Annotated in this window: 21 protein-coding genes; 12 read left to right on the top strand and 9 right to left on the bottom strand. The window is 62.9% G+C overall.

All coding sequences use genetic code 11. From position 1 onward, the window contains the following. Window positions 1–95 precede the first annotated feature (95 nt). From yihA to dapE, 7 genes are all read left to right on the top strand, one after another. Window positions 96–746, top strand: coding sequence for a ribosome biogenesis GTP-binding protein YihA/YsxC (gene yihA / locus ACFE72_RS10325; RefSeq protein ID WP_375413014.1), 651 nt, complete (start codon window positions 96–98; stop codon window positions 744–746). Further along, window positions 746–1,132, top strand: a complete 387-nt coding sequence (locus ACFE72_RS10320; RefSeq protein WP_375412993.1) for a DUF423 domain-containing protein — start codon at window positions 746–748, stop codon at window positions 1,130–1,132. The genes yihA and ACFE72_RS10320 overlap by 1 nt, the downstream gene beginning before the upstream one ends. Before the next feature lie 65 nt (window positions 1,133–1,197). After that, complete coding sequence (gene argB, locus ACFE72_RS10315) at window positions 1,198–2,094, top strand: acetylglutamate kinase (RefSeq protein ID WP_375412992.1); 897 nt, start codon at window positions 1,198–1,200, stop codon at window positions 2,092–2,094. A 29-nt stretch (window positions 2,095–2,123) separates the two neighbouring features. Next, a complete protein-coding gene (locus ACFE72_RS10310) occupies window positions 2,124–3,221 on the top strand; it encodes a DUF1036 domain-containing protein (protein ID WP_375412991.1) in 1,098 nt (365 codons plus the stop codon). Window positions 3,222–3,282: 61 nt separating this feature from the next. Then, entirely contained in the window at window positions 3,283–3,981 is a 699-nt protein-coding gene (locus ACFE72_RS10305; protein WP_375412990.1) for a pyrimidine 5'-nucleotidase, read from the top strand. A 212-nt stretch (window positions 3,982–4,193) separates the two neighbouring features. Then, entirely contained in the window at window positions 4,194–5,039 is an 846-nt protein-coding gene (gene dapD / locus ACFE72_RS10300) for a 2,3,4,5-tetrahydropyridine-2,6-dicarboxylate N-succinyltransferase (protein WP_375412989.1), read from the top strand. 14 nt (window positions 5,040–5,053) lie between these two features. Continuing rightward, the gene (gene dapE / locus ACFE72_RS10295; protein ID WP_375412988.1) at window positions 5,054–6,208 is read left to right on the top strand and encodes a succinyl-diaminopimelate desuccinylase; all 1,155 of its coding nucleotides are present in this window, start codon (window positions 5,054–5,056) and stop codon (window positions 6,206–6,208) included. A gap of 47 nt (window positions 6,209–6,255) precedes the next feature. Here dapE and truA read toward each other — a convergent pair whose 3' ends face one another. From truA to def, 3 genes are all read right to left on the bottom strand, one after another. Next, entirely contained in the window at window positions 6,256–6,993 is a 738-nt protein-coding gene (gene truA / locus ACFE72_RS10290; RefSeq protein ID WP_375412987.1) for a tRNA pseudouridine(38-40) synthase TruA, read from the bottom strand. Between the two features lie 122 nt (window positions 6,994–7,115). Next, the gene (gene fmt, locus ACFE72_RS10285) at window positions 7,116–8,045 is read right to left on the bottom strand and encodes a methionyl-tRNA formyltransferase (RefSeq protein ID WP_375412986.1); all 930 of its coding nucleotides are present in this window, start codon (window positions 8,043–8,045) and stop codon (window positions 7,116–7,118) included. 136 nt (window positions 8,046–8,181) lie between these two features. Beyond that, window positions 8,182–8,709 carry a peptide deformylase gene (gene def, locus ACFE72_RS10280; protein WP_375412985.1) on the bottom strand — a complete coding sequence of 176 codons (528 nt, stop codon included), beginning with the start codon at window positions 8,707–8,709 and terminating at the stop codon, window positions 8,182–8,184. A gap of 196 nt (window positions 8,710–8,905) precedes the next feature. Here def and ACFE72_RS10275 point away from each other — a divergent pair, with 196 nt between their 5' ends. Then, entirely contained in the window at window positions 8,906–10,114 is a 1,209-nt protein-coding gene (locus ACFE72_RS10275; protein WP_375412984.1) for a DNA recombination protein RmuC, read from the top strand. 44 nt (window positions 10,115–10,158) lie between these two features. Here the strand turns inward: ACFE72_RS10275 and polA are convergent, their stop codons facing one another. From polA to ACFE72_RS10260, 3 genes are all read right to left on the bottom strand, one after another. Beyond that, window positions 10,159–13,224 carry a DNA polymerase I gene (polA, locus tag ACFE72_RS10270; RefSeq protein WP_375412983.1) on the bottom strand — a complete coding sequence of 1,022 codons (3,066 nt, stop codon included), beginning with the start codon at window positions 13,222–13,224 and terminating at the stop codon, window positions 10,159–10,161. 181 nt (window positions 13,225–13,405) lie between these two features. Further along, window positions 13,406–14,017, bottom strand: coding sequence for a recombinase family protein (locus ACFE72_RS10265; RefSeq protein WP_375412982.1), 612 nt, complete (start codon window positions 14,015–14,017; stop codon window positions 13,406–13,408). A 466-nt stretch (window positions 14,018–14,483) separates the two neighbouring features. Next, a complete protein-coding gene (locus ACFE72_RS10260; RefSeq protein ID WP_375413013.1) occupies window positions 14,484–15,545 on the bottom strand; it encodes an acyltransferase family protein in 1,062 nt (353 codons plus the stop codon). 313 nt (window positions 15,546–15,858) lie between these two features. Here ACFE72_RS10260 and ACFE72_RS10255 point away from each other — a divergent pair, with 313 nt between their 5' ends. The 4 genes from ACFE72_RS10255 to ACFE72_RS10240 all read left to right on the top strand — a co-directional run bounded on the left by ACFE72_RS10255 (window position 15,859) and on the right by ACFE72_RS10240 (window position 22,371). Next, on the top strand, window positions 15,859–17,169 hold the full coding sequence (locus ACFE72_RS10255) for a UDP-glucose dehydrogenase family protein (RefSeq protein WP_375412981.1): 1,311 nt from the start codon (window positions 15,859–15,861) through the stop codon (window positions 17,167–17,169). A gap of 166 nt (window positions 17,170–17,335) precedes the next feature. Then, a complete protein-coding gene (gene hrpB / locus ACFE72_RS10250; protein WP_375412980.1) occupies window positions 17,336–19,813 on the top strand; it encodes an ATP-dependent helicase HrpB in 2,478 nt (825 codons plus the stop codon). Window positions 19,814–20,023: 210 nt separating this feature from the next. Beyond that, a complete protein-coding gene (locus ACFE72_RS10245; RefSeq protein ID WP_375412979.1) occupies window positions 20,024–20,536 on the top strand; it encodes a TIGR02281 family clan AA aspartic protease in 513 nt (170 codons plus the stop codon). A gap of 335 nt (window positions 20,537–20,871) precedes the next feature. Further along, complete coding sequence (locus ACFE72_RS10240) at window positions 20,872–22,371, top strand: phosphomannomutase/phosphoglucomutase (RefSeq protein WP_375412978.1); 1,500 nt, start codon at window positions 20,872–20,874, stop codon at window positions 22,369–22,371. 30 nt (window positions 22,372–22,401) lie between these two features. On the opposite strand, the gene ACFE72_RS10235 is transcribed toward ACFE72_RS10240, so the two are convergent. From ACFE72_RS10235 to nudC, 3 genes are all read right to left on the bottom strand, one after another. Next, a complete protein-coding gene (locus tag ACFE72_RS10235; RefSeq protein WP_375412977.1) occupies window positions 22,402–22,908 on the bottom strand; it encodes an Lrp/AsnC family transcriptional regulator in 507 nt (168 codons plus the stop codon). 61 nt (window positions 22,909–22,969) lie between these two features. Continuing rightward, window positions 22,970–23,938, bottom strand: a complete 969-nt coding sequence (locus tag ACFE72_RS10230; RefSeq protein ID WP_375412976.1) for a sugar kinase — start codon at window positions 23,936–23,938, stop codon at window positions 22,970–22,972. 82 nt (window positions 23,939–24,020) lie between these two features. Next, window positions 24,021–24,971 carry an NAD(+) diphosphatase gene (nudC, locus tag ACFE72_RS10225; protein WP_375412975.1) on the bottom strand — a complete coding sequence of 317 codons (951 nt, stop codon included), beginning with the start codon at window positions 24,969–24,971 and terminating at the stop codon, window positions 24,021–24,023. Window positions 24,972–24,973 lie beyond the last annotated feature (2 nt).

The raw sequence follows: 24,973 nt of genomic DNA, 5'->3' as shown, positions 1-24,973 counted from the left end.
CTTGTGCCGGGCTTCCACGTCTTGCGGCGTTGGCGAAAAGGAAGACGTGGATGGCCGAGACGAGCCCGGCCATGACGATGAACTGGAATCTTCGCATGACCATGCACACCGATGCGAAGCTGATCGAGCAGGGCCGCAAGCTGTTTGCCGGTGACTGGCAATTCATCTGGGCGTCGCCGTCGATCGAGACGCTGCCGCCGATGCAGGGCATGGAAGTCGCGTTCGCCGGTCGCTCCAACGTCGGAAAATCAAGCCTGATCAACGCGCTGACCGGCCGCAATACGCTGGCGCGGACGTCGCATACGCCGGGCCGCACCCAGGAATTGATCTTCTTCGAAGGGCCCAGGGATTCAGGCTTCCGACTGGTCGACATGCCCGGCTACGGGTATGCATCGGCGCCGAAAGCCAAGGTCGCATCCTGGACCGCACTGATTCACAAATTCCTGCAGGGCCGCAGCAGCCTGGCACGGGTCTATGTGCTGATCGATGCCCGCCACGGCATAAAGGATGTGGATAGCGCAGTCTTGACGACGCTGGACAACGCCGCGGTGAGCTATCAGGTCGTCCTGACCAAGGCCGACCAGGTAAAACCTGCCCAACTCGAGGCGTGTACCGAGGCCACCTCGACCGCGCTGGCAAAACATCCCGCGGCATTTCCCGAATTGCTGGCGACGTCATCGCGCACCGGCGCGGGCATGCCTGAATTGCGCGCCGCGATGATTCGGCTGCTTGAAGAGCGCCGTTGATGCCGCGACCCGGCCTGTTCAGGATTCTGGTTGTCCTCGCCGGATTGATGGGCGCTGCCGGCGTCGCTCTGGCCGCCGTGGCGGCACACCAGCCGGATGCGTCGCGCCTCGCGTCGGCATCGTCGATGCTGCTGTTCCATGCCACCGCCGTCCTGGCGACGCTGCTGTTGACCGAGCGCCGCATCATCCACATGCCGCTTGGGCTGGCGGCTGCCTTCGGCTTCGTTCTCGCCACGGCACTATTCGCCGGCGACCTGACGCTGCGGCAATACGCCGGACATGCCGTGTTCCCGATGGCCGCTCCGGTCGGCGGAACGCTTTTGATCGCGAGCTGGCTGTTGCTCGCGGCGGCGGCGATCTGGCCGCGGCGCGTGCCCCGAAATTAGCGCATGCGCCCTGCCCGCCAATCAGATAGAACCCGCTCCGTCCTGCCGGTAACGAGACCCGCTTCATGACCGACGCGCCTTATATCAGTGCCCTCGATCAGGCCCGCATCCTGTCCGAGGCGCTGCCGCACATGCAGCAATATGACGAGGAAACCATCGTCATCAAATATGGCGGCCATGCCATGGGCGCGGAAGAACTCGCCAAGGCGTTTGCGCGCGACATCGTTCTTCTGGAACAGACCGCCGTCAATCCGGTGGTGGTGCATGGCGGCGGCCCGCAGATCGCGGCCATGCTGCAGCGGCTCGGCATCAAATCGGAATTCGCCGCGGGCTTGCGCATCACCGACGCGCCGACCATCGAAATCGTCGAGATGGTGCTGGCGGGCTCGATCAACAAACAGATCGTGAGCTACATCAATGAAGCCGGAGGCAAGGCGGTCGGGCTGTGCGGCAAGGACGGCAATATGGTGAAGGCCTCGAAGGTGACCCGCACCATGGTCGATCCGAGCTCGAATATCGAGAAAGTGGTGGATCTCGGCTTTGTCGGCGAACCGGAAAAGGTCGACCTGACGCTGCTGAACCAGTTGATCGGCCATGATCTCATTCCGGTGCTGGCGCCGCTCGCGACTTCGGAGACCGGACAGACGTTTAACGTCAACGCAGACACCTTCGCCGGCGCCGTGGCGGGCGCCCTCAAGGCAAAACGGCTGCTGCTGCTGACCGACGTGCCCGGCGTGCTCGACAAGTCGAAGAAACTGATTCCCGACCTGTCGGTGAAGGACGCGCGCAGGCTGATCGCCGACGGCACCATTTCCGGCGGCATGATTCCGAAGGTCGAAACCTGCATCTATTCGCTGGAGCAGGGGGTGCAGGGCGTGGTCATCATCGACGGCAAGATCCCGCACGCGGTTCTGCTCGAACTGTTTACCAATCAAGGTACCGGTACGCTGATCCACAAGTGACCCGCACGGCCTCACCCATCAGAACCGTCATGGCCGGGCTTGTCCCGGCCATCCACGTCTTGTTTGCAGGCCCTGGTGCAGACGTGGATGCCCGGGACAGGCTTGGGCATGACGGTTTGAATGGTGTCCGATCACTTTCGTTCGCGCTGATTCCGGCATTGACCGTGCTGCTTGCGAGCGCCACGCCGGCTTACGCCGATCTGAAACTCTGCAATCGAATGAGCTATGTGATCGAAGCCGCCATTGGCATCGACGACAAGGCCGCCACCGCCACCCGCGGCTGGTTCCGCATCGATCCCGCGGCGTGCCGCGTGGTGGCCCAAGGTACATTGACCGCCGACCGCATCCTGCTCAATGCGCGCGCGCTCGGCGTCTACGGTTCGTCCCCGGTCCCGCAGAACGGCGCCGACACGCTGTGCATCGCGCCGGACAATTTCGTCATCGCGGCGGCGCGCCAGTGCCGCGCCGGCCAGACGCCGGCGCCTTTCACCGAGATCAGGCCGACACCGACTGACGACGGCAATCTGGTGGCGTATCTCGCCGAAGACAGCGAATATGACGACGAGCAGGCAAGGCTTGCCGGCATCCAGCGCCTGCTGGTGATTGCAGGCTATGACGCGGCCCCGATCGACGGCGTCGACGGACCGAAGACGCAAGCAGCGCTCGCGGCGTTCCTCAAGAATCGCGGGCTGACGCCCGAACTCGTGCAGGCGCCGAATTTCTTTACGACCATGATCGACGCGGTACAGTCGCCTTCCTCCGCCGGGCTCACCTGGTGCAACGATACGCCGCACAAGATCATGGCCGCCGTCGCTACCGACGATGGCAAAGCCGTCGCCAGCCGGGGCTGGTATCGCATCGAGCCCGGCAAGTGCCTGCATCCTGATGTCAGCGGCCAGCCAAAAAAGATTTTCAGTTTCGCCGAGGCCATCGACAGTGACGGCCGCGCCATCAAGTTCAAGGACAAGCCGTTGAACTGGGGTGGCGCCGTACAGCTTTGCACGCGCGAAAGCAAGTTCGAGATCAACGAGCAAGGCGATTGCGCCACCCGCGGCCTCGCCGCTACCGGATTTGCACCGGTCGATATGAGCGGCGGCGGCAAGACGCTGCGCTTTGCAATGCCATAATCCTTCCTTCGTCGCCCCCCGCGAAGGCGGGAGCCTATAACCTCGCGCCTCACCTACAGCAATGACAAAAACATCCCGCCGCTTCACCCATATCGACACCTGGGTGTTCGATCTCGACAACACGCTGTATCCGCATCACGTCAACCTGTGGCAGCAGGTCGATACGCGGATCGGCGAGTTCGTCAGCGCCTACCTCAAAATATCCGCCGACGAGGCGCGCCGTATCCAGAAGGATTATTACCGCCGCTACGGCACGACCATGCGCGGCATGATGACCGAGCACGGCGTCAGCGCCGACGATTATCTCGCTTACGTGCATCGGATTGATCATTCGCCGCTCGAGCCTAATCCCGCCATGGGCGCGGCGATTGCGAAACTGCCGGGACGCAAACTGATCCTCACCAACGGCTCGACCGATCATGTCGGCAAGGTGCTGGAGCGGCTCGGCATCGGCTCACATTTCGACGCGGTGTTCGACATCGTCGCCGCCGACCTGGAACCGAAACCGGCGCCGCAAACCTATCAACGATTTCTTGCCCTCCATGACGTCAATCCCGCCAAATCCGCGATGTTCGAAGACCTCGCGCGCAATCTGGTGGTGCCGCACCAATTGGGCATGACCACCGTGCTGGTGGTACCTGACGGCAGCAAGAACGTCGTGCGCGAGGACTGGGAGTTGGAAGGCCGCGATGCTGAACATATCGATCATGTCACCGATGATCTCACGGGGTTTTTGCAAGGGTTGAGCGAGACACGGTGAGTTCGGCGCTCCCATTGCGACACGTCGTTCCCGCGAAGGCGAAGACCCATAAACACCGGCTTCATGGTGCCGCGGCAACTACGGTAACCTACCATAAATCGGAGGTTATGGATCCCCGCCTTCGCGGCAACGAGGTGTCGTGAGTCTTGACTCTGTCCCTCCAAATCCCGACAAACGCCTTCCCGACCGCCGCTGCAATCCAGGAAACTTCGATGTCCATGCCCACCCTCGAATCCACCATCACCGCCGCCTTCGATGCGCGCGACAGCATCAGCACCGCGACCAAGGGTGACGTCCGCGAGGCGGTCGATCAGGCGCTCGATCTGCTCGACAAGGGCGAGGCCCGCGTTGCCGAGCGCGGCGCCGGCGGCAAGTGGAAAGTCAATCAATGGCTGAAGAAGGCGGTGCTGCTGTCGTTCCGCCTCAATGACATGGGTGCGATTGCCGGCGGTCCGGGCAAGGCATCGTGGTGGGACAAGGTGCCGTCGAAATTCGACGGATGGGGAGAAAATCGTTTCCGTGACGCCGGATTCCGCGCCGTGCCCGGCGCCATCGTCCGCCGCTCGGCGTTCATTGCAAAGAACGTGGTACTGATGCCGTCCTTCGTCAATCTCGGGGCCTATGTCGATGAAAGCACCATGATCGACACCTGGTCCACCGTCGGCTCCTGCGCGCAGATCGGCAAGCGCGTGCATATTTCCGGCGGCGTCGGCATCGGCGGCGTGCTGGAGCCGCTGCAGGCCGAGCCCGTCATCGTCGAGGACGACTGCTTTATCGGCGCGCGCTCGGAGGTCGCCGAAGGCGTGATCGTGCGCAGGGGAGCGGTGCTGGCGATGGGGGTGTTTCTCGGCCAGTCAACCAAGATCGTCGATCGCCAGACCGGCAAGATTCATATCGGCGAGGTGCCGGAATACGCCGTGGTCGTGCCGGGCTCGATGCCCGGCAAGCCGCTGCCCGACGGGTCACAAGGGCCGTCGCTCGCCTGCGCCGTCATTGTCAAGACCGTCGATGAACAGACCCGCTCCAAGACCAGCATCAACGAGTTGTTGCGGGATTAAGTCAGACTTGCCCAATGACCGACGCGCTCTCCATCGCCCGCGACCTGCTGCGCTGTCCCTCGGTAACGCCGGATGACGCCGGTGCACTCGGCGTGCTCGAAAGTATCTTGAAAGCCGCCGGCTTCGACGTGCATCGCGTGACCTTTAGCGAGCCCGGCACCGCCGATATCGATAATCTTTACGCCCGCATCGGCAGCGGCGCACCGCACATCACCTTCGCCGGGCATACCGACGTGGTGCCGGCCGGTGACGAGGCTGCCTGGACGCACGGCCCGTTCTCGGGCGAGGTGAAGGACGGATACCTGTATGGCCGCGGCGCCGTCGACATGAAGGGCGGCATCGCCTGCAGCGTCGCGGCGGCGCTCGATTATCTGGCGGCGAATGGCGGGCAATCGAAAGGTTCTATCTCGTTCCTGATCACCGGCGACGAGGAAGATATCGCTGTCAACGGCACCGTGAAACTATTGCAGTGGGCGGCGGCGCGTGGGGAAAAATTCGATCACTGCGTGCTGGGCGAACCCAGCAACGTCGAGCAACTCGGCGACGGCATCAAGGTCGGCCGGCGCGGTTCGCTGTCGGGCACGCTTACCGTCGACGGCGTCCAGGGCCACGTCGCCTATCCGCACCGGGCGTCAAACCCCGTGCCGGATATATCGGCGTTGATTATGGCGCTGAGCAACGAGCCTCTCGACCATGGCAGCGCACATTTCCAGGCGTCCAACCTCGAATTCACGTCGGTCGATGTCGGCAACACTGCGAGTAATATAATCCCCGGGCAGGCGCGCGCCAAGTTCAACATCCGCTTCAACGACCACCACACCCGTGACTCGCTGCGCGCATTGATCGAGCAGCGCATGACTAAGGCGGCGGGCAACCGGATACGTGCGCGGATTGCGTGGGAGCCGTCGAACGCCGACGTGTTCGTAATCAAGCCGGGCGCGTTCACCGATCTTGTTGTCGCGGCGATTGAGGAAGTTACCGGGCGCAGGCCCGACCTCAACACCGCAGGCGGTACATCGGATGCCCGCTTCATTACTCGCTATTGTCCGGTGATTGAATTCGGTCTGGTCGGCCAGACCATGCATCAGATCAACGAACGCACTCCGGTCGCCGATCTGGAAAAGCTGACGAAAATCTATCGCGGCGTGCTGGACCGGTATTTTGGATGACATCTCGGGCTGTCATCCTGCGCGAACGCGGGTGATCGGCCGGGCGACTAATATTCCACCCGCACCAGATACAGCCCGTCGGGCGGCGCGACCGGGCCGCAGGCGGCGCGGCGGCGGGTGGCGAGCGCGGCTGCGAGGTCATCGGCGCTCCAGCGCCCCTCGCCGACCCATACCAGCGAACCGACCATCGAGCGCACCTGGCTGTGCAGGAATGACCGCGCCGAGGTGACGATGTTTACATTGTCGCCGTCGCGCGCAACATCGAGCTGGTCGAGGGTCTTTTCCGGCGATCTGGCCTGGCACTCCGTGTGGCGAAACGTGGTAAAATCGTGCTTGCCGATCAGGCGTTGCGCGGCATCGTGCATCGCGGACGTATCCAGCAGCTTCGGCACGCGCCAGACATGCCCGGCATCGATCGCGAGGTTGGCGCGGCGATTGACGATGCGATAGAGGTAATGCCGCCGGATCGCGGAGAACCGCGCTTCGAACATATCAGGCACGATCTCCGCGCTGAGTACACCGATCGGATGCGGCCTTAAGTGCGCGTTCAGGCCGTCGCGAAGCCGGCCCGGCGCGAAGTGTTTTGCGATGTCGCAATGCGCCACCTGCGCCAGCGCGTGCACGCCCGCATCGGTGCGGCCCGCGCCGTGGACGCGGACGTGCTCGCCGCAGATCGCTTTGACCGCGGTTTCCAGCGCACCCTGCACCGACGGTCCATTCTCCTGGATCTGCCAGCCGGAGAACGGCGCGCCGTCATATTCGATGGTGAGCTTGTAGCGGGGCAATGGTCTATCTCGTTGTCATTGCCGGGTGTGACCGGCAATCCATCCTCTTTGAAGAGTCTTGTTTTCGAGATGGATACGCGGGTCAAGCCCGCGCATGACAAAATCGAATTTTGGCGGGCGCGTTAACTCATTTGGGCGGGTGGCTTGAGCGGGGTGCCGCGCAGAAAATCCGCCGCCTTCATCGGCTGCTTGCCGGCGCGCTGCAGTTCGATAATGCGGATTGCGCCCTCCTTGCAGGCGATGGTCAGGCGATCGTCGAGCAATTCGCCTGGCATGCCCGGACCCTGGGCGAGTTTGCAGCGCAGGATTTTCACCCGCGTCTCGCCTTCGATCGGCATTTCACACCACGCACCGGGAAACGGCGACAGTCCGTGGATATGTCGCAGCACCGCGCGCGCGGGCTTGTCCCACTCGATCCGGGACTCGGCTTTCTCGATCTTGGCCGCGTAGGTCACGCCGACTTCGCCTTGCCGGGTGAGCCGCAGTTTGCCGCGCTCGAGCGCGTCCATCGCACGCACCATCAAACCGGCGCCGAGCGGGGCCAGCGCGTCATGCAGATCGGCCGCGGTCATCGCGTCCGTGATCGCGATGTGTTCGGCCATGGCGACGCCGCCGGTATCGAGACCGACATCCATCTTCATTACCATCACGCCGGACTCGCAATCGCCAGCCATGATCGCGCGGTTGATCGGCGCCGCGCCGCGCCAGCGCGGCAACAGCGAAGCGTGCAGGTTAAAGCAGCCGAATCGTGGCGCATCGAGAATAGCTTGCGGCAGGATCATGCCATAGGCGACCACCACTGCTGCGTCAGCCTGGTGCGCCGCAAATTCCTGCCGTGCTTCCTGGGTCCTTAAAGTCGTCGGAGTGAGCACGGGAATGTCGCGCGCTCCAGCTTCCAGCGCTATAAGCGACGGTTGTAATTTCAGGCCGCGTTTCGCCGGCTTGGCCTGCCGGGTATAGACCGCCACAATCTCATGCCCGCGCTCCGCAAGCGCGCGCAACGTCGGCACCGCGAATTCGGGCGTGCCCATGAAAATCAGACGAAGCGGCATTGTTTGAAGGTGTCCCGCAAAAATATGGTTTACGCGTCATGGCCGGGCTCGTCCCGGCCATCCACGTCTTGCTTGCCCAGGCCAAAGACCTGGATGCCGGCACACAGCCGGCATGACGGGCTGAAAGTCCGCGTTCCTACTCCGCCGCCCGTTTCGCAGCCTTGGTAAATTTCTTCAGGACCCGGTCGCGTTTCAGCTTCGAGAGATAGTCCACGAACAGCACGCCGTTGAGATGGTCGATCTCGTGCTGGATGCAGGTGGCGTAAAGGCCGTCGGCGTCTTCCTCATGCATCTTGCCGTCCAGGTCCATGAAGCGCACCCGCACCCGCGCCGGCCGCTCCACCTCCTCGTAGTATTCCGGGATCGACAGGCAGCCTTCCTCGTAGGTCGACCGCTCTTCCGACGACGACAAAATCTCGGGGTTGATGAACACCCGCGGCCGCGGCTTGCTCTCACCGTCGTCTTCCTTCTTGGCGAGGTCCATGGTGATCAGGCGAACCGGTTGCGCGACCTGGATTGCCGCCAGCCCGATGCCGGGCGCGTCGTACATGGTCTCGAACATGTCATCGGCGAGCTTGCGCAGCTCCGCGGTGACCTTCGCGACTGGCCGGGAAACGAGCCGCAACTGCTTGTCCGGAAGGACGATAATTTCACGGATTGCCATGGCGGGCGATTTAATCTGCTGCCTTGGCGGGGTCAATGCGTCCGGCGCGGGCAATTAACCCCGTCTTAACCATGAAAATCAGGCCGCCGTTAACCATCAAAATCAACCTCGCATTAACCATAAAAATTATCCTTTTATTCACCGCAAATGTTCCCTCTTCGTTCGTCGCGGCGCCCGAATCGGTTACAACGGCGGAATGAACGACATTCTTTTCATGATCGGCGATGCGCCGGTCCGCACCGGCGCGGCGCTGATCGGCCTCGGCGCGCTGGCGCTCATCCTGCTTCTAACCATCACGGTCGCGATCGCGCGCTCCGGCAGCCTAGGCGCCGCGCTGGCGATGGCGCAGGCGATTCGCGCCGACGAACTGGAGCAGCGCCTCGGCGAGATGATGCGCATCCAGAACGAGTCCACCGGGCGCGTTCATGAGATGGGACAGGCACTGGTGGGCCGGCAGGCGGAAATGGCGCGGGCCGTCAATGAGCGGCTGGATTCGGTGACCCACCGCGTCGGGCAGTCGATGGAGCAGACCACGCGCAACACCATGGACTCGCTACGCGCGCTGCACGAGCGGCTCGGCATCATCGACAACGCCCACAAGAATCTCACCGACCTCACCTCGCAGGTGACGACGCTGCGCGACGTGCTCGCCAACAAGCAATCGCGGGGCGCGTTCGGACAGGCGCGGATGGAGTCCATCGTCCAGGATGGCATGCCGAAGGACTCCTACGCCTTCCAGCACACGCTCTCCAACAACAAGCGGCCGGATTGCGTGGTGTTTCTGCCCGACCAGCGTCCGCTGTGCATTGACGCCAAATTCCCGCTCGAGGCAATGACCGCGCTGCACGACGCGCGATCGGACGACGAAAAAAAATCGGCCGCCCAGCGGCTGCGCGTCGACGTCATGAAGCATGTCACCGATATCGCCGAAAAATACCTGATCCCCGGCGAAACCCAGGACACCGCGCTGATGTTCGTGCCGTCGGAATCGGTCTACGCCGAAATCCACGACGGTTTCGACGACGTCATCCAGAAGGCCTATCGCGCCCGCGTGGTGCTGGTGTCGCCGTCGCTGCTGATGCTGGCGATCCAGGTGATGCAGCAGATCCTGAAGGACGCGCGGATGCGCGATGCCGCCGACCAGATCCGCACCGAGGTCATGCATCTCGGCGACGACTTGAGCCGCCTGCGCGAGCGCGTGCTGAAGCTGCAGAACCATTTCGGCCAGGTGAACGAAGACGTTCGGCAAATCCTTATTTCGGCCGACAAGATCGAAAAGCGCGCCGGCCGGATCGAGGAACTCGATTTCAGCAAGACCGACGCGCCGGAGCCGCCGCGCATCGTCAAAACCGACGGTCCGGGCCTGTTTCCACGCCTGCCCCGCAAGCTGCGGGCCGGCGAGTAGGTCTCAACGCTCAGCTAGAGCGAGCCCGGAATGACGGACGCGGTTCAATGCGCCTCGTCCCAGTTATTCGCCGCCCGTGCGTCGACCTGCAGCGGCACCGACAGCAGCACCGCGGGAAACGGCGCGTCCTGCATGGTGTGCTGCACCACCGGCAGCGTCGCCGCCACCTCTGCGTCGGGCACCTCGAAGATCAATTCGTCGTGCACCTGCAGCAGCATCTGCGCCGAGAGTTTCTTCTCCGCCAGCGCGTCCTCCATCCGGATCATGGCGCGGCGGATGATGTCGGCTGCCGTTCCCTGCAGCCGCGCGTTGATGGCGGCGCGCTCGTTGAAGGACCGCACCGAGGCGTTGCTGGCCTTGATGTCCGGGTAATGGCATTTGCGGCCGAACAGCGTTTCGACATAGCCGTGCTTGCGGCAGAAATCGCGCGTTTCATCCATATAGGCGCGGATCCCGGGAAAGCGCTCAAAATATTTCTTGATGTAAGCCGAGGCTTCCTCTCTGGGAATGCCGAGCTGGTTGGCGAGGCCGAACGCCGAGATGCCGTAGATGATGCCGAAATTGATCGCTTTGGCCCGGCGGCGCACCTCGTTCGGCATGTCCTTGACCGGCACGCCGAACATTTCTGAGGCAGTCATGGCGTGAATGTCGAGCTTGTCGTGGAACGCCTGCTTCAACACCGGAATGTCGGCGATTTCGGCCAGCAGCCGCAATTCGATCTGCGAATAATCAGCCGACACCAGCTTGTGGCCCGGCGCCGCGATAAAGGCGCGGCGGATTTTGCGGCCGTCCTCGGTGCGCACCGGGATATTCTGCAGGTTCGGCTCGTTCGATGACAGCCGCCCGGTGGTGGTCGCCGCCAGCGCATAGGTGGTGTGGACGCGATGGGTCTGCGGGTGCACATAGGTCGGCAGCGCGTCGGTGTAGGTCGACTTGAGCTTCGACACCTGCCGCCATTCAAGGATCTTTTTCGGAAACTCGTGGCCCTGTTCGGCGAGTTCGTCGAGGACCTGCGCGGTGGTGGACCAGGCGCCGGTCTTGGTCTTGCTGCCGCCGGGCAACGCCATCTTGCCGAAGATGATGTCGCCGATCTGTTTCGGGCTGCCGACATTGACCAGCTCGCCCGCGATCTCCTGAATCTCGGATTCGACTCGCGCCGCGGTCTGCGCGAAATCGGCCGACAACCGCGACAGTACCGGGCGGTCGATCGAGATACCGCGTCGCTCCATCCGCCCGAGTACGCCGACCAGCGGCCGCTCCAGCGTTTCATACACCGCGGTCATGCGCTCGGCGGCGAGCCGCGGCTTCAGCACCCGCCATAGCCTTAAGATGACATCGGCATCCTCCGCAGCGTACGCGGTCGCGCGATCGATCGCGACCTGGTCGAAGCCGAGCTTGTTCTTGCCGCTGCCGGTGACCTCGCCATGGCTCAACACGGCATGACCGAGCCGGCTTTCCGCCAATGCATCGAGCCCGTGCGAATTGCGGCCGGCGTCGAGCGCATACGACATCAGCTGCACGTCGTCATGGTTGCGCATGAAAATGCCATGCTGCGCCAACATCACGGCGGTGAATTTGACGTTGAACCCGATCTTCAGAAACCCTGCCGATTGCAGCAGCGGCCGCAGCGCGTCGAGCGCATCGGAGATCTTGACCTGCTCCGGCGCCAAGCCCGCGGCGAACAATCCGTCACCGTCGCCGGACTGCTTGTGGCCGAGCGGAATATAGCAGGCGTCGTTGGGCGCGAGCGCCAAGGCGATGCCGCACATCTCCGCCTGCATCGGATCGATCGAGGTCGCTTTGGCGTCGATGGCGACGTGGCCGACATCGTACGCGCGCGCAATCCATGCCTTGAGCTGATCGAGGCTGCGGATAGCCTGGTATTTGCCGCGATCGATCCTCGCCTTGCGCGCGGCTTCTCCCCGCGAAGCCGCAAGCGCTTGCGGCGTCAGCGCAATGACGGTGCCGCGGTCTGTTTTCACGGTCCCGGGCAGGCGTTTCTGAACACCGGCGTCGCCGAGCGCGGATTCGCCGGCGCGCGCCGCGAAATTGGTTCCCTTTGCTGCGGCGTCCGGCTCACCGCCCAGCGACGCCGTGGAGGGCGAATCCGACGGTAGTTCGCGCGAGGCGAAGGGGCTTTTCAAGTCCGTCGCGGCGTCGATATCCGACGGGTCGACCTCAGCATATTCGGCAACGCGCCGCGTCAGCGTCGAAAACTCCATCGCCTTCAGGAACGCGATCAGCTTGCGCGCATCGGGTTCATGCACCGCCAGTTCGTTCAACGGCACCTCGAGGTCGACCTTATCATCGAGCAGTACAAGCTGCCGCGAAATGCGCGCCTTCTCGGCATGCTCGATCAGCGCCTCGCGCCGCTTCGGCTGTTTTATTTCACCGGCGCGCTGCAGCAGCGTTTCGAGGTCGCCGTATTCGACGATCAGTTGCGCCGCAGTCTTGACGCCAATGCCGGGCACGCCTGGCACGTTGTCGGTGGAATCGCCGGCCAACGCCTGCACCTCGACCACTTTATTGGGGGGGACGCCAAACTTCTCGATCACTTCGGCAACGCCGAGGCGGCGGTCTTTCATGGTGTCGTACATGGTGACGCAGTCGGTCACGAGCTGCATCAGATCCTTGTCCGAGGAAACGATGGTGGCGGTGGCGCCGCGCTCGCACGCGATGCGCACATAGGTGGCGATCAGGTCGTCGGCCTCAAATCCGGCTTGCTCCAGGCACGGCAGGTCAAACGCGCGCACCGCCTCACGGATCAGCGGAAATTGCGGGATCAAATCGTCCGGCGCAGGCGGGCGATGCGCCTTGTAGTCCGGATAGAGCTTGTTCCGGAAGGTGATTTCCGATTTGTCGAAAATGATGGCGAGATGGGTCGGCCGGTTGTCCGGCGGCATGTCGCGCAACAGCTTCCACAGCATGTTGCAGAAGCCGAGCACGGCGTTGACCTGCAGCCCGTCGGATTTGCGATTGAGCGGCGGCAGCGCGTGATAGGCGCGGAAAATATAGGAGGAACCGTCGACCAGAAAGACATGGTCGCCCTTGCCGGGGGTTTTGACGGCAACGGGCTGCTTGGCGGCGGATTTTTCTGATGTTTTCGGCATGCCCGCAATTTAAGGATTTTTGCGCAGATTCACAGCCTTTGCAGTGCAGATGTGCGCTGGTTTTTCAGCATGCCCGCGTGTCGCCCGGTCGAAAAACTTCGATTAGCTGCGTCGCGACGCGCAGGCCAAGCGTACTCTTGACCACCGCGGCGAACCCAGGGCGCGACAGAGACAACGGGCATTACATCGCGCCGTCACCGCCGTCAGGCGTACTGCTTGAATGTCCCGCAGTGTCAGTGACGACGGCCGCATTGATGCGCAAGATCGTCGAATCCGACACGTTGAATGCCTTGGCTATCGAGGCTACCGCTTCGCCGGCACGCTTGCGCTCACAGGCTTGCCGACGCTGCTCGTGATTGAGCTTCGGGCGCCGGCCAAGCCGCACACCCATGGCCACCGCCCGCGCGCGCCCTTCGGCCGTCCTGGTGCGTATCAGTTCCCGTTCGAATTCGGCCAGTCCGCCTAAAACGGTCAACATCAGGCGGCCGTGCGCCGTTGTGGTGTCTGCCCATGCATCCCCAAGGGAGCGGAAGCCGGCGCTCCGATTGTTCACCCGGGCAAGAATGTTGAGGAGATCGCGGGTAGAGCGGGCGAGACGATCGAGCCGCGTCACCAATACCAGATCGCCATTGCGAAGCGCGCGCAGCAGCTTTTTGAGTTCGGCGCGCTCGGTTTTTGCGCCGCTTACCTTTTCGCGGAATATGCGGCCGCATCCCGCCGCCTCCAATTGCGTTATCTGGGCGTCCAAAGCTTGGCCATTGGTGCTGACCCGTGCGTAACCATAGAGGTTCATGACCGGACAAATTCTTGATTTCTGCCGGTCTGTTAAAGCACTGAAAATACTAAATATTTGCTAAACTACCTCAGTGAGTTCCCTTCATCGCAGCACAACCGAATTTTGTTTTTTAAGCTTGCCTTTTTTAATTTTTCACCGTTTTCTCAACTGCGTCTTGCAGAAATCAAGATTTTTGCATTAATCTCTAAAAAGTTGTATTTTTGGAGACTGCACGTGAAGATTCGTATCCGAACTCCGCTCCCTTTTGAGTGTGAAGATGTGGATTGCGGAAAGTCCTTAGACAAAGGCGGCGTTATGTCGCCGGACGACCGAGTGTTCTGTGACTACAGTTGCGCGATGCGAGACTTCCTTCGGCATCATTTTCTGACTAGGTGTCATTTGGCACACCCGGTTCTCTCGACCTTCCAGCCGAAGACGCGCCACTAGCTTCGCTTGCGTCGTTAGTCTCTATACCGGCGCCGCATTACTCCGCCGCCAGCAGTTCCGCACGCGCCTTGTTCGGCACGATCCAGAACGCGGCAGGGCGCTCGAACAGGAAGTTCGCCCAGGTACCGCGCGCGATCCACCAGATCGCCAGCGCGCCAACCACGCCGGCGATGGTTACGATCAGCGAAATCACGCCGATGTCGTGAATCAGGCCGAGACGCAGCAGCGCCGTCCGCGTCGCCGCCATCGGCAGGAAGAACGCCAGATAAATGACGATGGAATGGCCGCCGCAGTAGCGCAGCCAGTCAAGCCGGTGCGCCTGCGCCAGCAGCGTGCCGATGACGACGATCGCGCAGGCGCCGGCCAGGCCCAGCGCCAGCGAGATCATCGGCCATTCACTGAAGCCGGAAACCACCAGCCCGCCGTTGATCAGAAGCCACAGCGCCAGTCCGGCGATCGCGACGGCGGGGCGAGCCCGCGCGCGATCGGACAGCGCGAATACATATGCCGCGAACAGATAGCCGGAATAGAAATAAACGAAGCGCGCGCAAAACTCGTCGATCACGGTCCAGCCGGTCGCGACGTGCATCATCTCAAGGGCGGCGGCCACCAACCAGACCGCCAGCGGCGGAGCGCGCCGCGTCATCCTGGTGACGACGAAGAACACCGGCAGCAGATAGATGAACCACAGCGTGCCGAACGGTTCGATGAAAGATTCCAGATACAGCATCCCAACATGGGCCCAACTGGATTCAGCCGCAAAGGAGGGTGCCTTGAAGCCGAACTGGATCGTCACCCATAACACATAGAAATACGCGAAATGCGCCACCTTGCGATCGAAATAAGTGCGCCAGTCGCGGCCGATCACGACCGACAGGAACAGCCCGGAGATGAGGAAGAAATCCGGCATCCGGAACGGTTTGGCAAAGGCGACCAGGCCATGCATGAAGCCGGTCTGGCCGGCGGCAGCCTCGACGCCCAGCACCGAATGCATCATGACCACCATGACGATGCAGATGCCTTTGGCGTAGTCGACCCAGTCGATCCGCCCTGATGGCGCGGAGCGCCCGGCGACCGCGGAGAAGCCGTTTATGGTCATCGGTGCATGTTTTCGGCGCAGCATGGCCGCATCATCGGATGGAATCGGTTTCATTCTCCTTTATTCATTGAAATGATGTGCCGGCTTTCCCGCATGATTTCCCGCCATTCCGGGACGCGCGCCTTCGCGCGGGCCCGAATCCGGCGGTTTTCGATTACATCCGGATTCGCGGTTCGCCCGCGAACCGCGCGGGCGCCCGGCAATGACGGCGCTGTGTTGGTCGCGATCCCTTCGGTTTCCCCTGGACACGAAATGCTCTAAGACCCCGCTCAAGATCGCGCCTTCGCGTTAACCATCATCGACAGGCTGTTTCATGCGAATTGCCATGATTGGCACGGGCTATGTGGGATTGGTGTCCGGCGCCTGCTTCGCCGATTTCGGTCACAAAGTCACTTGCGTGGACAAGGACGGCGACAAACTCGCCGCTCTGCGCCGTGGCGAAATCCCGATTTTCGAGCCCGGTCTCGACGCGCTGGTCGCCACCAATATAAAATCCGGCGGCCTGGATTTTGCCACCGATCTCGCCGCACCTGTTGCAGAGGCCGATGCGGTGTTCATCGCGGTCGGCACGCCGTCGCGGCGCGGCGACGGCCACGCCGATCTGAGCTACGTCCACGCCGCCGCGCGCGAGATCGCCACCGCATTGAGGGGTTTTACGGTGGTCGTCACCAAATCGACGGTACCGGTCGGCACCGGCGACGAGGTGGAGCGGCTGATTTACGAGACCAATCCGTCCGCTGACGTCGCGGTCGCGTCCAATCCGGAGTTCTTGCGTGAGGGCGCGGCGATCCGCGATTTCAAGTTTCCGGACCGTATCGTGATCGGCACCCATGACGAACGCGCGCGCAAGGTGCTCGGCGACATCTACCGGCCGCTGTCGCTGAACCAGGCGCCGCTGATGTTCACCGCGCGGCGCACCGCGGAATTGATCAAATATGCCGCCAATGCGTTTCTCGCCACCAAGATCACCTTCATCAACGAGATCGCCGATCTCTCGGAAAAAGTCGGCGCCGACATCCAGGAGGTCGCGCGCGGCATCGGCCTGGACAACCGCATCGGGTCAAAATTCCTGCATGCCGGGCCGGGCTATGGCGGCTCCTGCTTTCCCAAGGATACCCGCGCGCTGGTGAAGATCGCACTGGATCACGACGTGCCGTTGCGGATTGTCGAGGCTACCGTGGCGGTCAACGACAACCGCAAGCGCGCGATGGCGCGCAAGGTTTCCAATGCGGTCGGTGGGTCGCTGCGCGGCAAGACCATCGCCGTGCTCGGCCTGACCTTCAAACCCGACACCGACGACATGCGCGAGGCGCCGTCGATCCCGCTGGTGACCGGGCTTTTGGACATGGGTGCAAAAGTGCGCGCCCATGATCCCGTCGGCATGGAGCAGGCGCGCCGGGAATTGCCGGATGTCGAATATTGCAACGATGCTTACGCCTGCGTACGCGGCGCCGATGCCATGGTAGTGGTGACCGAATGGGTGCAATACCGCACGCTGGATCTGGCGCGGCTGAAACGCGAACTGGCGCAGCCGGTCGTGGTCGATTTGCGCAATATCTATGTTCCTGCGGACATGGCGGCGCTCGGCTTCAGGTATGAGAGCGTGGGGCGGGCGGGCGTTTGACGCAGCGCATGCAACGCACCCTTCGTTGTCCCCGCGAAGGCGGGGACTCATACTCCCGGTGGTCGTGATGTGGAAGGACCATTGTTGCACTTTCCTTGCTCAATAACCTACGCCAGGGGTTATGGGTCCCCGCCTTCGCGGGGACGACGAGTCATGTGAGGCAGCGTTGACTCGTTCCTTCGACACCCCCCTTCCCATCGACGCCGTGCTGGACGATCTCGCGCGCGCGCTCGCAACCACCAACGCCGCCGTGCTGGTAGCGCCGCCGGGTGCGGGCAAGACCACGCGGGTGCCGCTGGCGCTGCTCGATGAACCGTGGATCGGAGCCAAGAAAATCATCATGCTGGAGCCGCGGCGGATCGCGGCGCGCGCCAGCGCCGAGCGGATGGCGAAGACGCTTGGCGAACGCGTCGGCGACACCGTCGGCTACCGCGTCCGCTTCGGCTCTAAGGTGTCGCGGGCGACCCGCATCGAGGTGGTGACCGAAGGGATTTTCTCGCGGCAGATTCTCGACGATCCGGAACTGACCGGCATAGCGGCGGTGCTGTTCGATGAATTTCACGAGCGCTCGCTCGATGCCGATCTGGGCCTTGCGCTGGCGCGCGATGCGCAAACCGGACTGCGCGAAGACCTGCGTATCCTGGTGATGTCGGCGACACTGGACGGCGCGCGGGTCGCAAAACTGCTGGGCGATGCGCCGGTCATCGCCAGCGAAGGCCGTGCTTTTCCGGTCGAGACGCGCTACCTCGGTCGCAAGCCCGATGCGCCGCTCGAGCGGCAAATGGCGGACGCGATCGCGATGGCGCTGCGTGCCGATCCCGGCTCCGTACTGGCATTCCTGCCGGGGGCCGCGGAAATCCGCCGAACCCACACTTTCCTCAGCGAGCGCATCCAGGACACAGGCATCGAGATCGTGCCGCTGTTCGGCGCGCTCGACCCCGGCGCGCAGGACCGCGCCATCGCGCCGGCGCCAAAGGGCGGGCGCAAGGTGGTGCTGGCAACCTCGATCGCGGAGACGTCGCTGACCATCGAGGGTGTGCGTATCGTGGTCGATTCCGGCGTCGCCCGCGTCCCGCGCTACGAGCCGGATATCGGCATCACGCGGCTGGAAACCGTGCGCGCCTCGCGCGCCGCGGTCGATCAGCGCCGCGGCCGAGCCGGCCGCACTGAGCCCGGAATCTGCTATCGGCTATGGGACGAGCCGCAAACCGCGTCGCTGGCAGCTTACACCCAGCCGGAGATTCTCAGCGCCGACCTGTCGTCGCTGGTGCTCGATCTGGCGCAATGGGGGGTCAACGATCCCGCGTCGCTGGCGTTCCTGGATTCGCCGCCCGCTCCGGCTCTGAACGAGGCGCGAAATCTGCTGCGCGAACTCGGTGCGCTGGATCATGGCGGCCGGATCACCGCCGAAGGCAACAGCCTGCGCGCGCTGGCGTTGCCGCCGCGGCTGGCGCGCATGATCGTGGATTCGCACCGGCTCGGTGGCGGCCAGCAGGCTGCCGAAATAGCGGCCGTGCTGACCGAGCACGGCCTTGGCGGCGACGGTGTCGACCTTGACGCGCGTATCGATCACTTCCGTCGCGATCGCTCGCAGCGCGCGGCGAGCGCGCGCGGCCTCGCGCAGCGCTGGGCGTCGCAGGTGGCCGCCATCGAGGGGGCGCCGTCTTCAGAAGATGCGCCGTCAACCGGCGTAATGCTGGCGTTTGCGTTTCCCGACCGGGTCGCGCGCAACCGCGGTACCGGCAGCTTCGTGCTTGCCAATGGGCGGGGGGCCGCCGTCGATCAAACCTCGGCGCTGGCCCGCGCACCCTATATCGCGGTCGCCGAACTCACGGGCACGGCGGCGAGCGGCCGCATCCTGTTGGCCGCGCCGATCGCGCAGGCAGACATTGAATTGCGCTTCGCCGGGCAGATCGCAAGCATCGACGAGATTTCGTTCGACCGTAATGCGATGGCATTGCGGGCGCGGCGCAAGCGGATCCTGCACGCCATCACGTTGTCGGAAGCCCCATTGACGCTGGCGCCGTCGGCCGAAACCGCGCGGGTGCTGGCGGACGGCCTGATCGCCGCGGGGCTGAACCGGTTGCCATGGTCGAAGCCGCTGAAGCAATGGCGCGACCGCGTGATGTTTCTGCGCAAGGCCGAGGGCGAACCCTGGCCGGACTTTTCGGATGACGCGCTTGCGGCGCAGCGCGAGTCGTGGCTGGTGCCGGCGCTGTTCGACAAAACCTCCCTGAAAGACATTTCGGCCGGCGATCTGTCGGACGCGCTGATGGCGCGGCTGCCGTGGGAGCTGCGGACGCGGCTGGAACGCGAGGCGCCGACGCATTTCGAGGCGCCGACCGGCACCATGCTCGCCATTGATTACGAGGCCGAACCGGGACCGACCATTGCAGTCCGGCTGCAGGAGCTGTTCGGGCTGAACACCCACCCGTCGATCGCCAAGGGCGAGGTGCCGCTGGTGCTGGAATTGCTCTCTCCGGCGCAGCGGCCGGTGCAGGTAACGCGCGACCTGCCTGGTTTCTGGCGCGGCAGTTACACCGCGGTGCGTTCCGATCTGCGCGGACGCTATCCGCGGCATCCCTGGCCGGACGATCCCGCCAATGCGACGCCGACGCGGCGGGTCAAGCCGAGGGGGACATAGTCCTCATTGCCGGGCTTGACCGGCAATCCATCCTCGTCGAACGGCGCCGCCGGCGAGGCGGATGGATGCGTGGGTCAAGCCCGCATATGACGGCTTCCATTAATACTTCACTCATCCTTTTCGCCGAAATAGCACGCTGCTGCGCTCCCGTTAGTCGCAGCTTGCCGGCCGATGTGGTGAACTCGCCGGTCTTCGGTGTGAGTATGCGTGATGCGTAATATCATGATTATCGCGGCATTCCTGGTCGGCCTCGGCACCATCATGGCGCAGATGGCGGACAAGATGACCGCGGCGCCCGCGCTCGCCAGAACCGCCTCCGCCAAGGCCGCGCCGGACATAGCGCCAGCCGGCAGCCGCAGCCTCAGCATCCCTCGCGACGCCCGCGGCCATTTCCAGGCCGAAGGTCGCATCGAGGGCCAGCGCATCGGCTTCATGGTGGACACCGGCGCGTCCGTGATCGCGCTCAACGAGTCGTCCGCGGCGCGCTTTGGCCTGCGCCCATCCCGCGGCGATTACAACGCAACGGTCTCGACCGCCAACGGGACCATCAAGGCCGCACGCACACGGCTCGCCATGGTCGAACTCGGCGGCCTCATCGTGCGCGATGTCGAAGCCATGGTGCTTCCGGACGAAGCGCTGTCGGAAAACCTGCTCGGCCTCTCGTTCCTGTCGAAGCTGAAGCGGTTCGAATATGCGGGCGGCAAGCTGGTGCTGGAGCAGTAAATTCTCCACTATCGTCATTGCCGGGCTTGACCCGGTAATCGATATCGTCATGGCCGGGCTGACCCTACTGGATGCACACATCTCATCGCTTGACCTACCATACGCACACATCTCGCCGTCATTGCCGGGCTTGACCCGGCAATCCATCCCTTCGAAACGACTCTTCCGAAGATGGATGGATACGCGGGTCAAGCCCGCGTATGACGAGATGTGTGAATCCAGTAGGGCTTGACCCGGCAATCCATCCTTTTCAAGAAGATGGATGCCCGGATCACGTCCGGGCATGGTGCCGGTATGTGTTGCCACAATCGCTTACCTTAAGAAGGCCCTCCAAGATGTTTCCGAAACCGAAGCCTTTGCTGATGCCGAACACTTACGCCTACGAATCCGAGCCGATGGTGAAGGCGACCGGCTTTCGCGAATACGACGCGCGCTGGCTGTTCGGCAAGGAAATCAACCTGATGGGCATTCAGGCGCTGGGCATGGGGCTCGGCGCGCTGATCGGGGAACTCGGGCAGCGGCAGGAGATCGTCACCGGGCACGACTTTCGCAGCTATTCGGCGTCGATCAAATACGCGCTGATTTCAGGTCTGTTGGCATCCGGCTGCAGGGTGCATGACATCGGCCTCTGCATGACGCCGATGGCATACTTCGCGCAGTTCGAACTGGATGTGCCTTGTGTGGCGATGGTGACGGCGTCGCACAATGACAACGGCTGGACCGGCGTCAAGATGGGCGCGAATCGTCCGCTGACGTTCGGACCGGACCAGATGAACCGGCTCAAGGAAATCGTGCTCAACGCCGATTTCACCAACAAGGCCGGCGGCTCGTATGAATTCCACGAGAATTTTCCGGCGCGTTACGTCGCCGATCTGACCCGGCATCACAAGCTGAAGCGCAAGCTGAAAGTGGTGGTCGCATGCGGCAACGGCACCGCCGGCGCGTTCGCGCCACACGTGATGGAAGCAATCGGCTGCGAGGTAATCCCGCTCGACACCGAACTCGACCACACCTTTCCGAAGTACAATCCGAATCCGGAAGACCTCGAAATGCTGCACGCGATCCGCGACGCGGTGCTCGCGCACAAGGCCGATATCGGCCTCGGTTTCGACGGCGACGGCGACCGTTGCGGCGTGGTCGACAATACCGGCGAGGAGATTTTCGCCGACAAGGTCGGCGTCATGCTGGCGCGCGACATGTCGGAGATCACCAAGAATGCGCAGTTCGTGGTGGACGTGAAATCGACCGGCCTGTTCGTCACCGATCCCGTGCTGCAACGCCAGGGCGCGACAACCACCTATTGGAAAACCGGCCATTCCTACATGAAGCGGCGCACCAACGAACTCGGCGCGCTGGCGGGTTTCGAGAAATCCGGGCACTTCTTCTTCAACGCGCCGCTCGGCCGCGGTTATGACGACGGCCTGATCTCGGCGATCGCGATCTGCGAAATGCTCGACCGCGCGCCGGACAAGTCGATGGCGGATCTGAAAAACGCACTGCCGAAAACCTGGTCGTCGCCTACCATGTCACCGCATTGTCCGGACGAAATCAAATACGGCATCGCCAAGCGCGTGGTCGAGCATTTCGAGGCGATGCAGAAGAAAGGCGGAAAAGTCGCGGGCCAGGCGATCCGCGATCTCGTCACCGTCAACGGCGTGCGCGTCACGGTGGAAGATGGCAGCTGGGGGCTGGTACGGGCCTCATCCAACAAGCCCGAACTGGTGGTGGTGGTGGAAAGTCCGGTGTCGGAACGGCGCATGCGGGACATGTTCGAGGCGATGGATTCTGTCCTTCGCACGCATCCCGAGGTCGGGGAGTACAATCAGAAGATTTGAACTACACATTCCTAGGTGATCGCCGCGGAGCTACGCCGACGCGGCCGGAATCGGCAGCGCCGTTACCGACTTGATCTTTTCCATCGCGAACCGCGAGGTGACGTTCTTGAGCGACACTGCGCCGATCAGCTTCTTGTAGAACACGTCATAGCTTTGCATATCCGCCACCACCACGCGCAGCATGTAATCGACATCCCCCGCCATGCGGTAGAATTCCATCACCTCCGGCATTGCGCTGACGGCGTCGGCGAATTTCTTCAACCAGTCCTCGGAGTGATCGGAACTTTCAACCGAGACGAAGACCGAAAGGCCTAATCCGATCTTGTTCTGGTCAACCAGCGCCACCCGGCGAAGGATGACCCCGTCGGTCTCCAGCCGCTGGATCCGCTTCCAGCACGGCGTCGACGACAGCCCGACGCGGTCTCCGATTTCGGCGACCGACAGCGAGGCATCCTCCTGGAGCACCCTCAAAATCTTGCGGTCGATGGCGTCGAGACGCCGGCTGGGCTCAACGGCGTGGACGGCGAGATCGGTCATGTGCAGAACTTTTTTCCATATATAAGGGCGATATCTCTGATATATAGCAAATTCTTCTATATCAAGCCGATTCTCCGGTCTGCTCGCCACAGGCGGCGCGCTCGTCGCTCAAAAGTGCTTCCACTTCAGTACGTTGCGGACAAGCAAAGGCGCCGCCGAAGCGGGTGCATTTCAGCGCGGCGGCAGCGGATGCGAAGCGAAGCGCGCCGGGTACCTCCTGTTTTTCAGTAATGGCGAGCGCAAAGGCGCCGTGAAACACGTCGCCCGCGCCCAGCGTATCCACGGTGTGCACCGGAAAGGCCGGCGTTTCCCGAAGCTGGTTTTGCTGGTCGAGCCAGATAGTGCCGCGCGGTCCGCGCGTACCGGCCAGGAACGATGGCGTCAGCTTCGCCATCTTCAGCAGAGCCTCGGCGTCGTCGGTAATACCGGCGGTGGCCTGCAAAGCCTCGCTGGAAAAGATCAGGTGCGACGACGCGGTCAAAAGCCCCTCGCGCATCGACATCGCCCGGTCAACATCGACCACCACCGGAATGCCGCGCCTGCGCGCTTCGGCGCACAGATCGGTACAAAATTCCGCGCAACGGTTTTCGGTCAGGATCGCGTCGCAGTCGTTCAGCAGCATGTCCGTGTCGGGCAGATGCACCTTCCACAAATCCGGATCGCGGAAAGTGACGATGGTGCGCTCGCCGCTGGGATCGATCATGATGTTGGAGATCGGCGTCACCAGACCCGGCATATGCACGATGTGCTTGGTGCCGATTCCCTCATGCGCCAACTTCTCGAAAATATAACGGCTGGATATTTCGCGGGCGTCCCCCATCGGGCCGCAGATCGAGGCGCGACCGCCAAGCCGCACGATTCCAATCGCGGCATTGAGCGCATTGCCACCGGCAATCTCGTCGAAATGACTGGCGTTGACCTTAAGACCGCGGCCGGGCAGTTCCTGAATGCGAAACGTCAGGTCGCGCACCGGCATGCCGATGCATAAGATGTGCGGAGGAGTTTTTGGGACGGCAACGTGAAAATTCATCGGAGCCTCCATTACGTCGGCGCTGTCGTTCGACGGACCCGAAGCCCCATTGTCAATCGATTGAACCACGGCCAAGTTCCCGCTATCCGGGCAAATTAGACGAAGCATGCACCCAACGGCCGAGCAGATGGTGTGCAATGGCAAAAGGATGCGGACCGGCCAACCCATCTGGGTGTTGACGTTTCAGCATCAGCGTGGCCTCGTCGCGGTCGAACCAGCGCGCGTCTTCGAGTTCCGTCCGGTCGACGACAATATCCTCGTTGGTGGCGCGAGCCGAGCAGCCGATCATCAGCGATGACGGATAGGGCCAAGGCTGCGTCATGTAATAGGTCACATCGGTGCAGCGAATCCCGGATTCTTCGAAAATTTCACGGCGCACCGCATCTTCGATGGTTTCCGCGACCTCGACAAATCCCGCGAGACACGACCACATTCCATGTGGAAACTGCTTCTGCCGCCCCAGCAGGCATTTGTCGCCCGAGGTCACCAGCATGATCACCACCGGATCGGTGCGCGGAAAATGCTCGGTCTTGCAGTTCGGGCAATCGCGCTTCCAGCCGCCTTGCGTCATCGCCGAGCGCGTGCCGCAATTGGCGCAAAAGCCGTGGCGCTGATGCCACGTCACCATCGATTTCGCCGTCGCGATGGCGGAAAGCTGGTCCGGCGGAACCACGCCCTGCATTGCCATCCCGCGCAGTTCGGTGACGGCCACGTCGCTGCGCGTCAGTAATTTCTCCGCCGCGGCGGCGGAAATGCCCATGCCGAATACCGCCGCGCCGCCGCGCAAGCCCAAAAAAATCGTGCCGGGGTTGGCGCCGAATGTCAGCGCCTCATCGAGGGTCAGCAGCGCGCGCGGACCCCGGGCTTCCTGCTTCACCACAAGCGAGTCGCGATACACCACATAGGCGCGGGCGTCGCGGTGGCCTTCCAGCGTCAACAACTTCTGCTCATCGGCGCGCAGATGCGCGGCGCGATCGAGGATATGCGTGATGAAGGCCGGCTGCCCCAACGGAAACGAATCGAATGCACTCATGA

It is taken from the genome of uncultured Bradyrhizobium sp., from assembly GCF_964252615.1.
Classification (GTDB): domain Bacteria; phylum Pseudomonadota; class Alphaproteobacteria; order Rhizobiales; family Xanthobacteraceae; genus Bradyrhizobium.
This window is presented reverse-complemented; position numbering and strand designations above follow the sequence as displayed.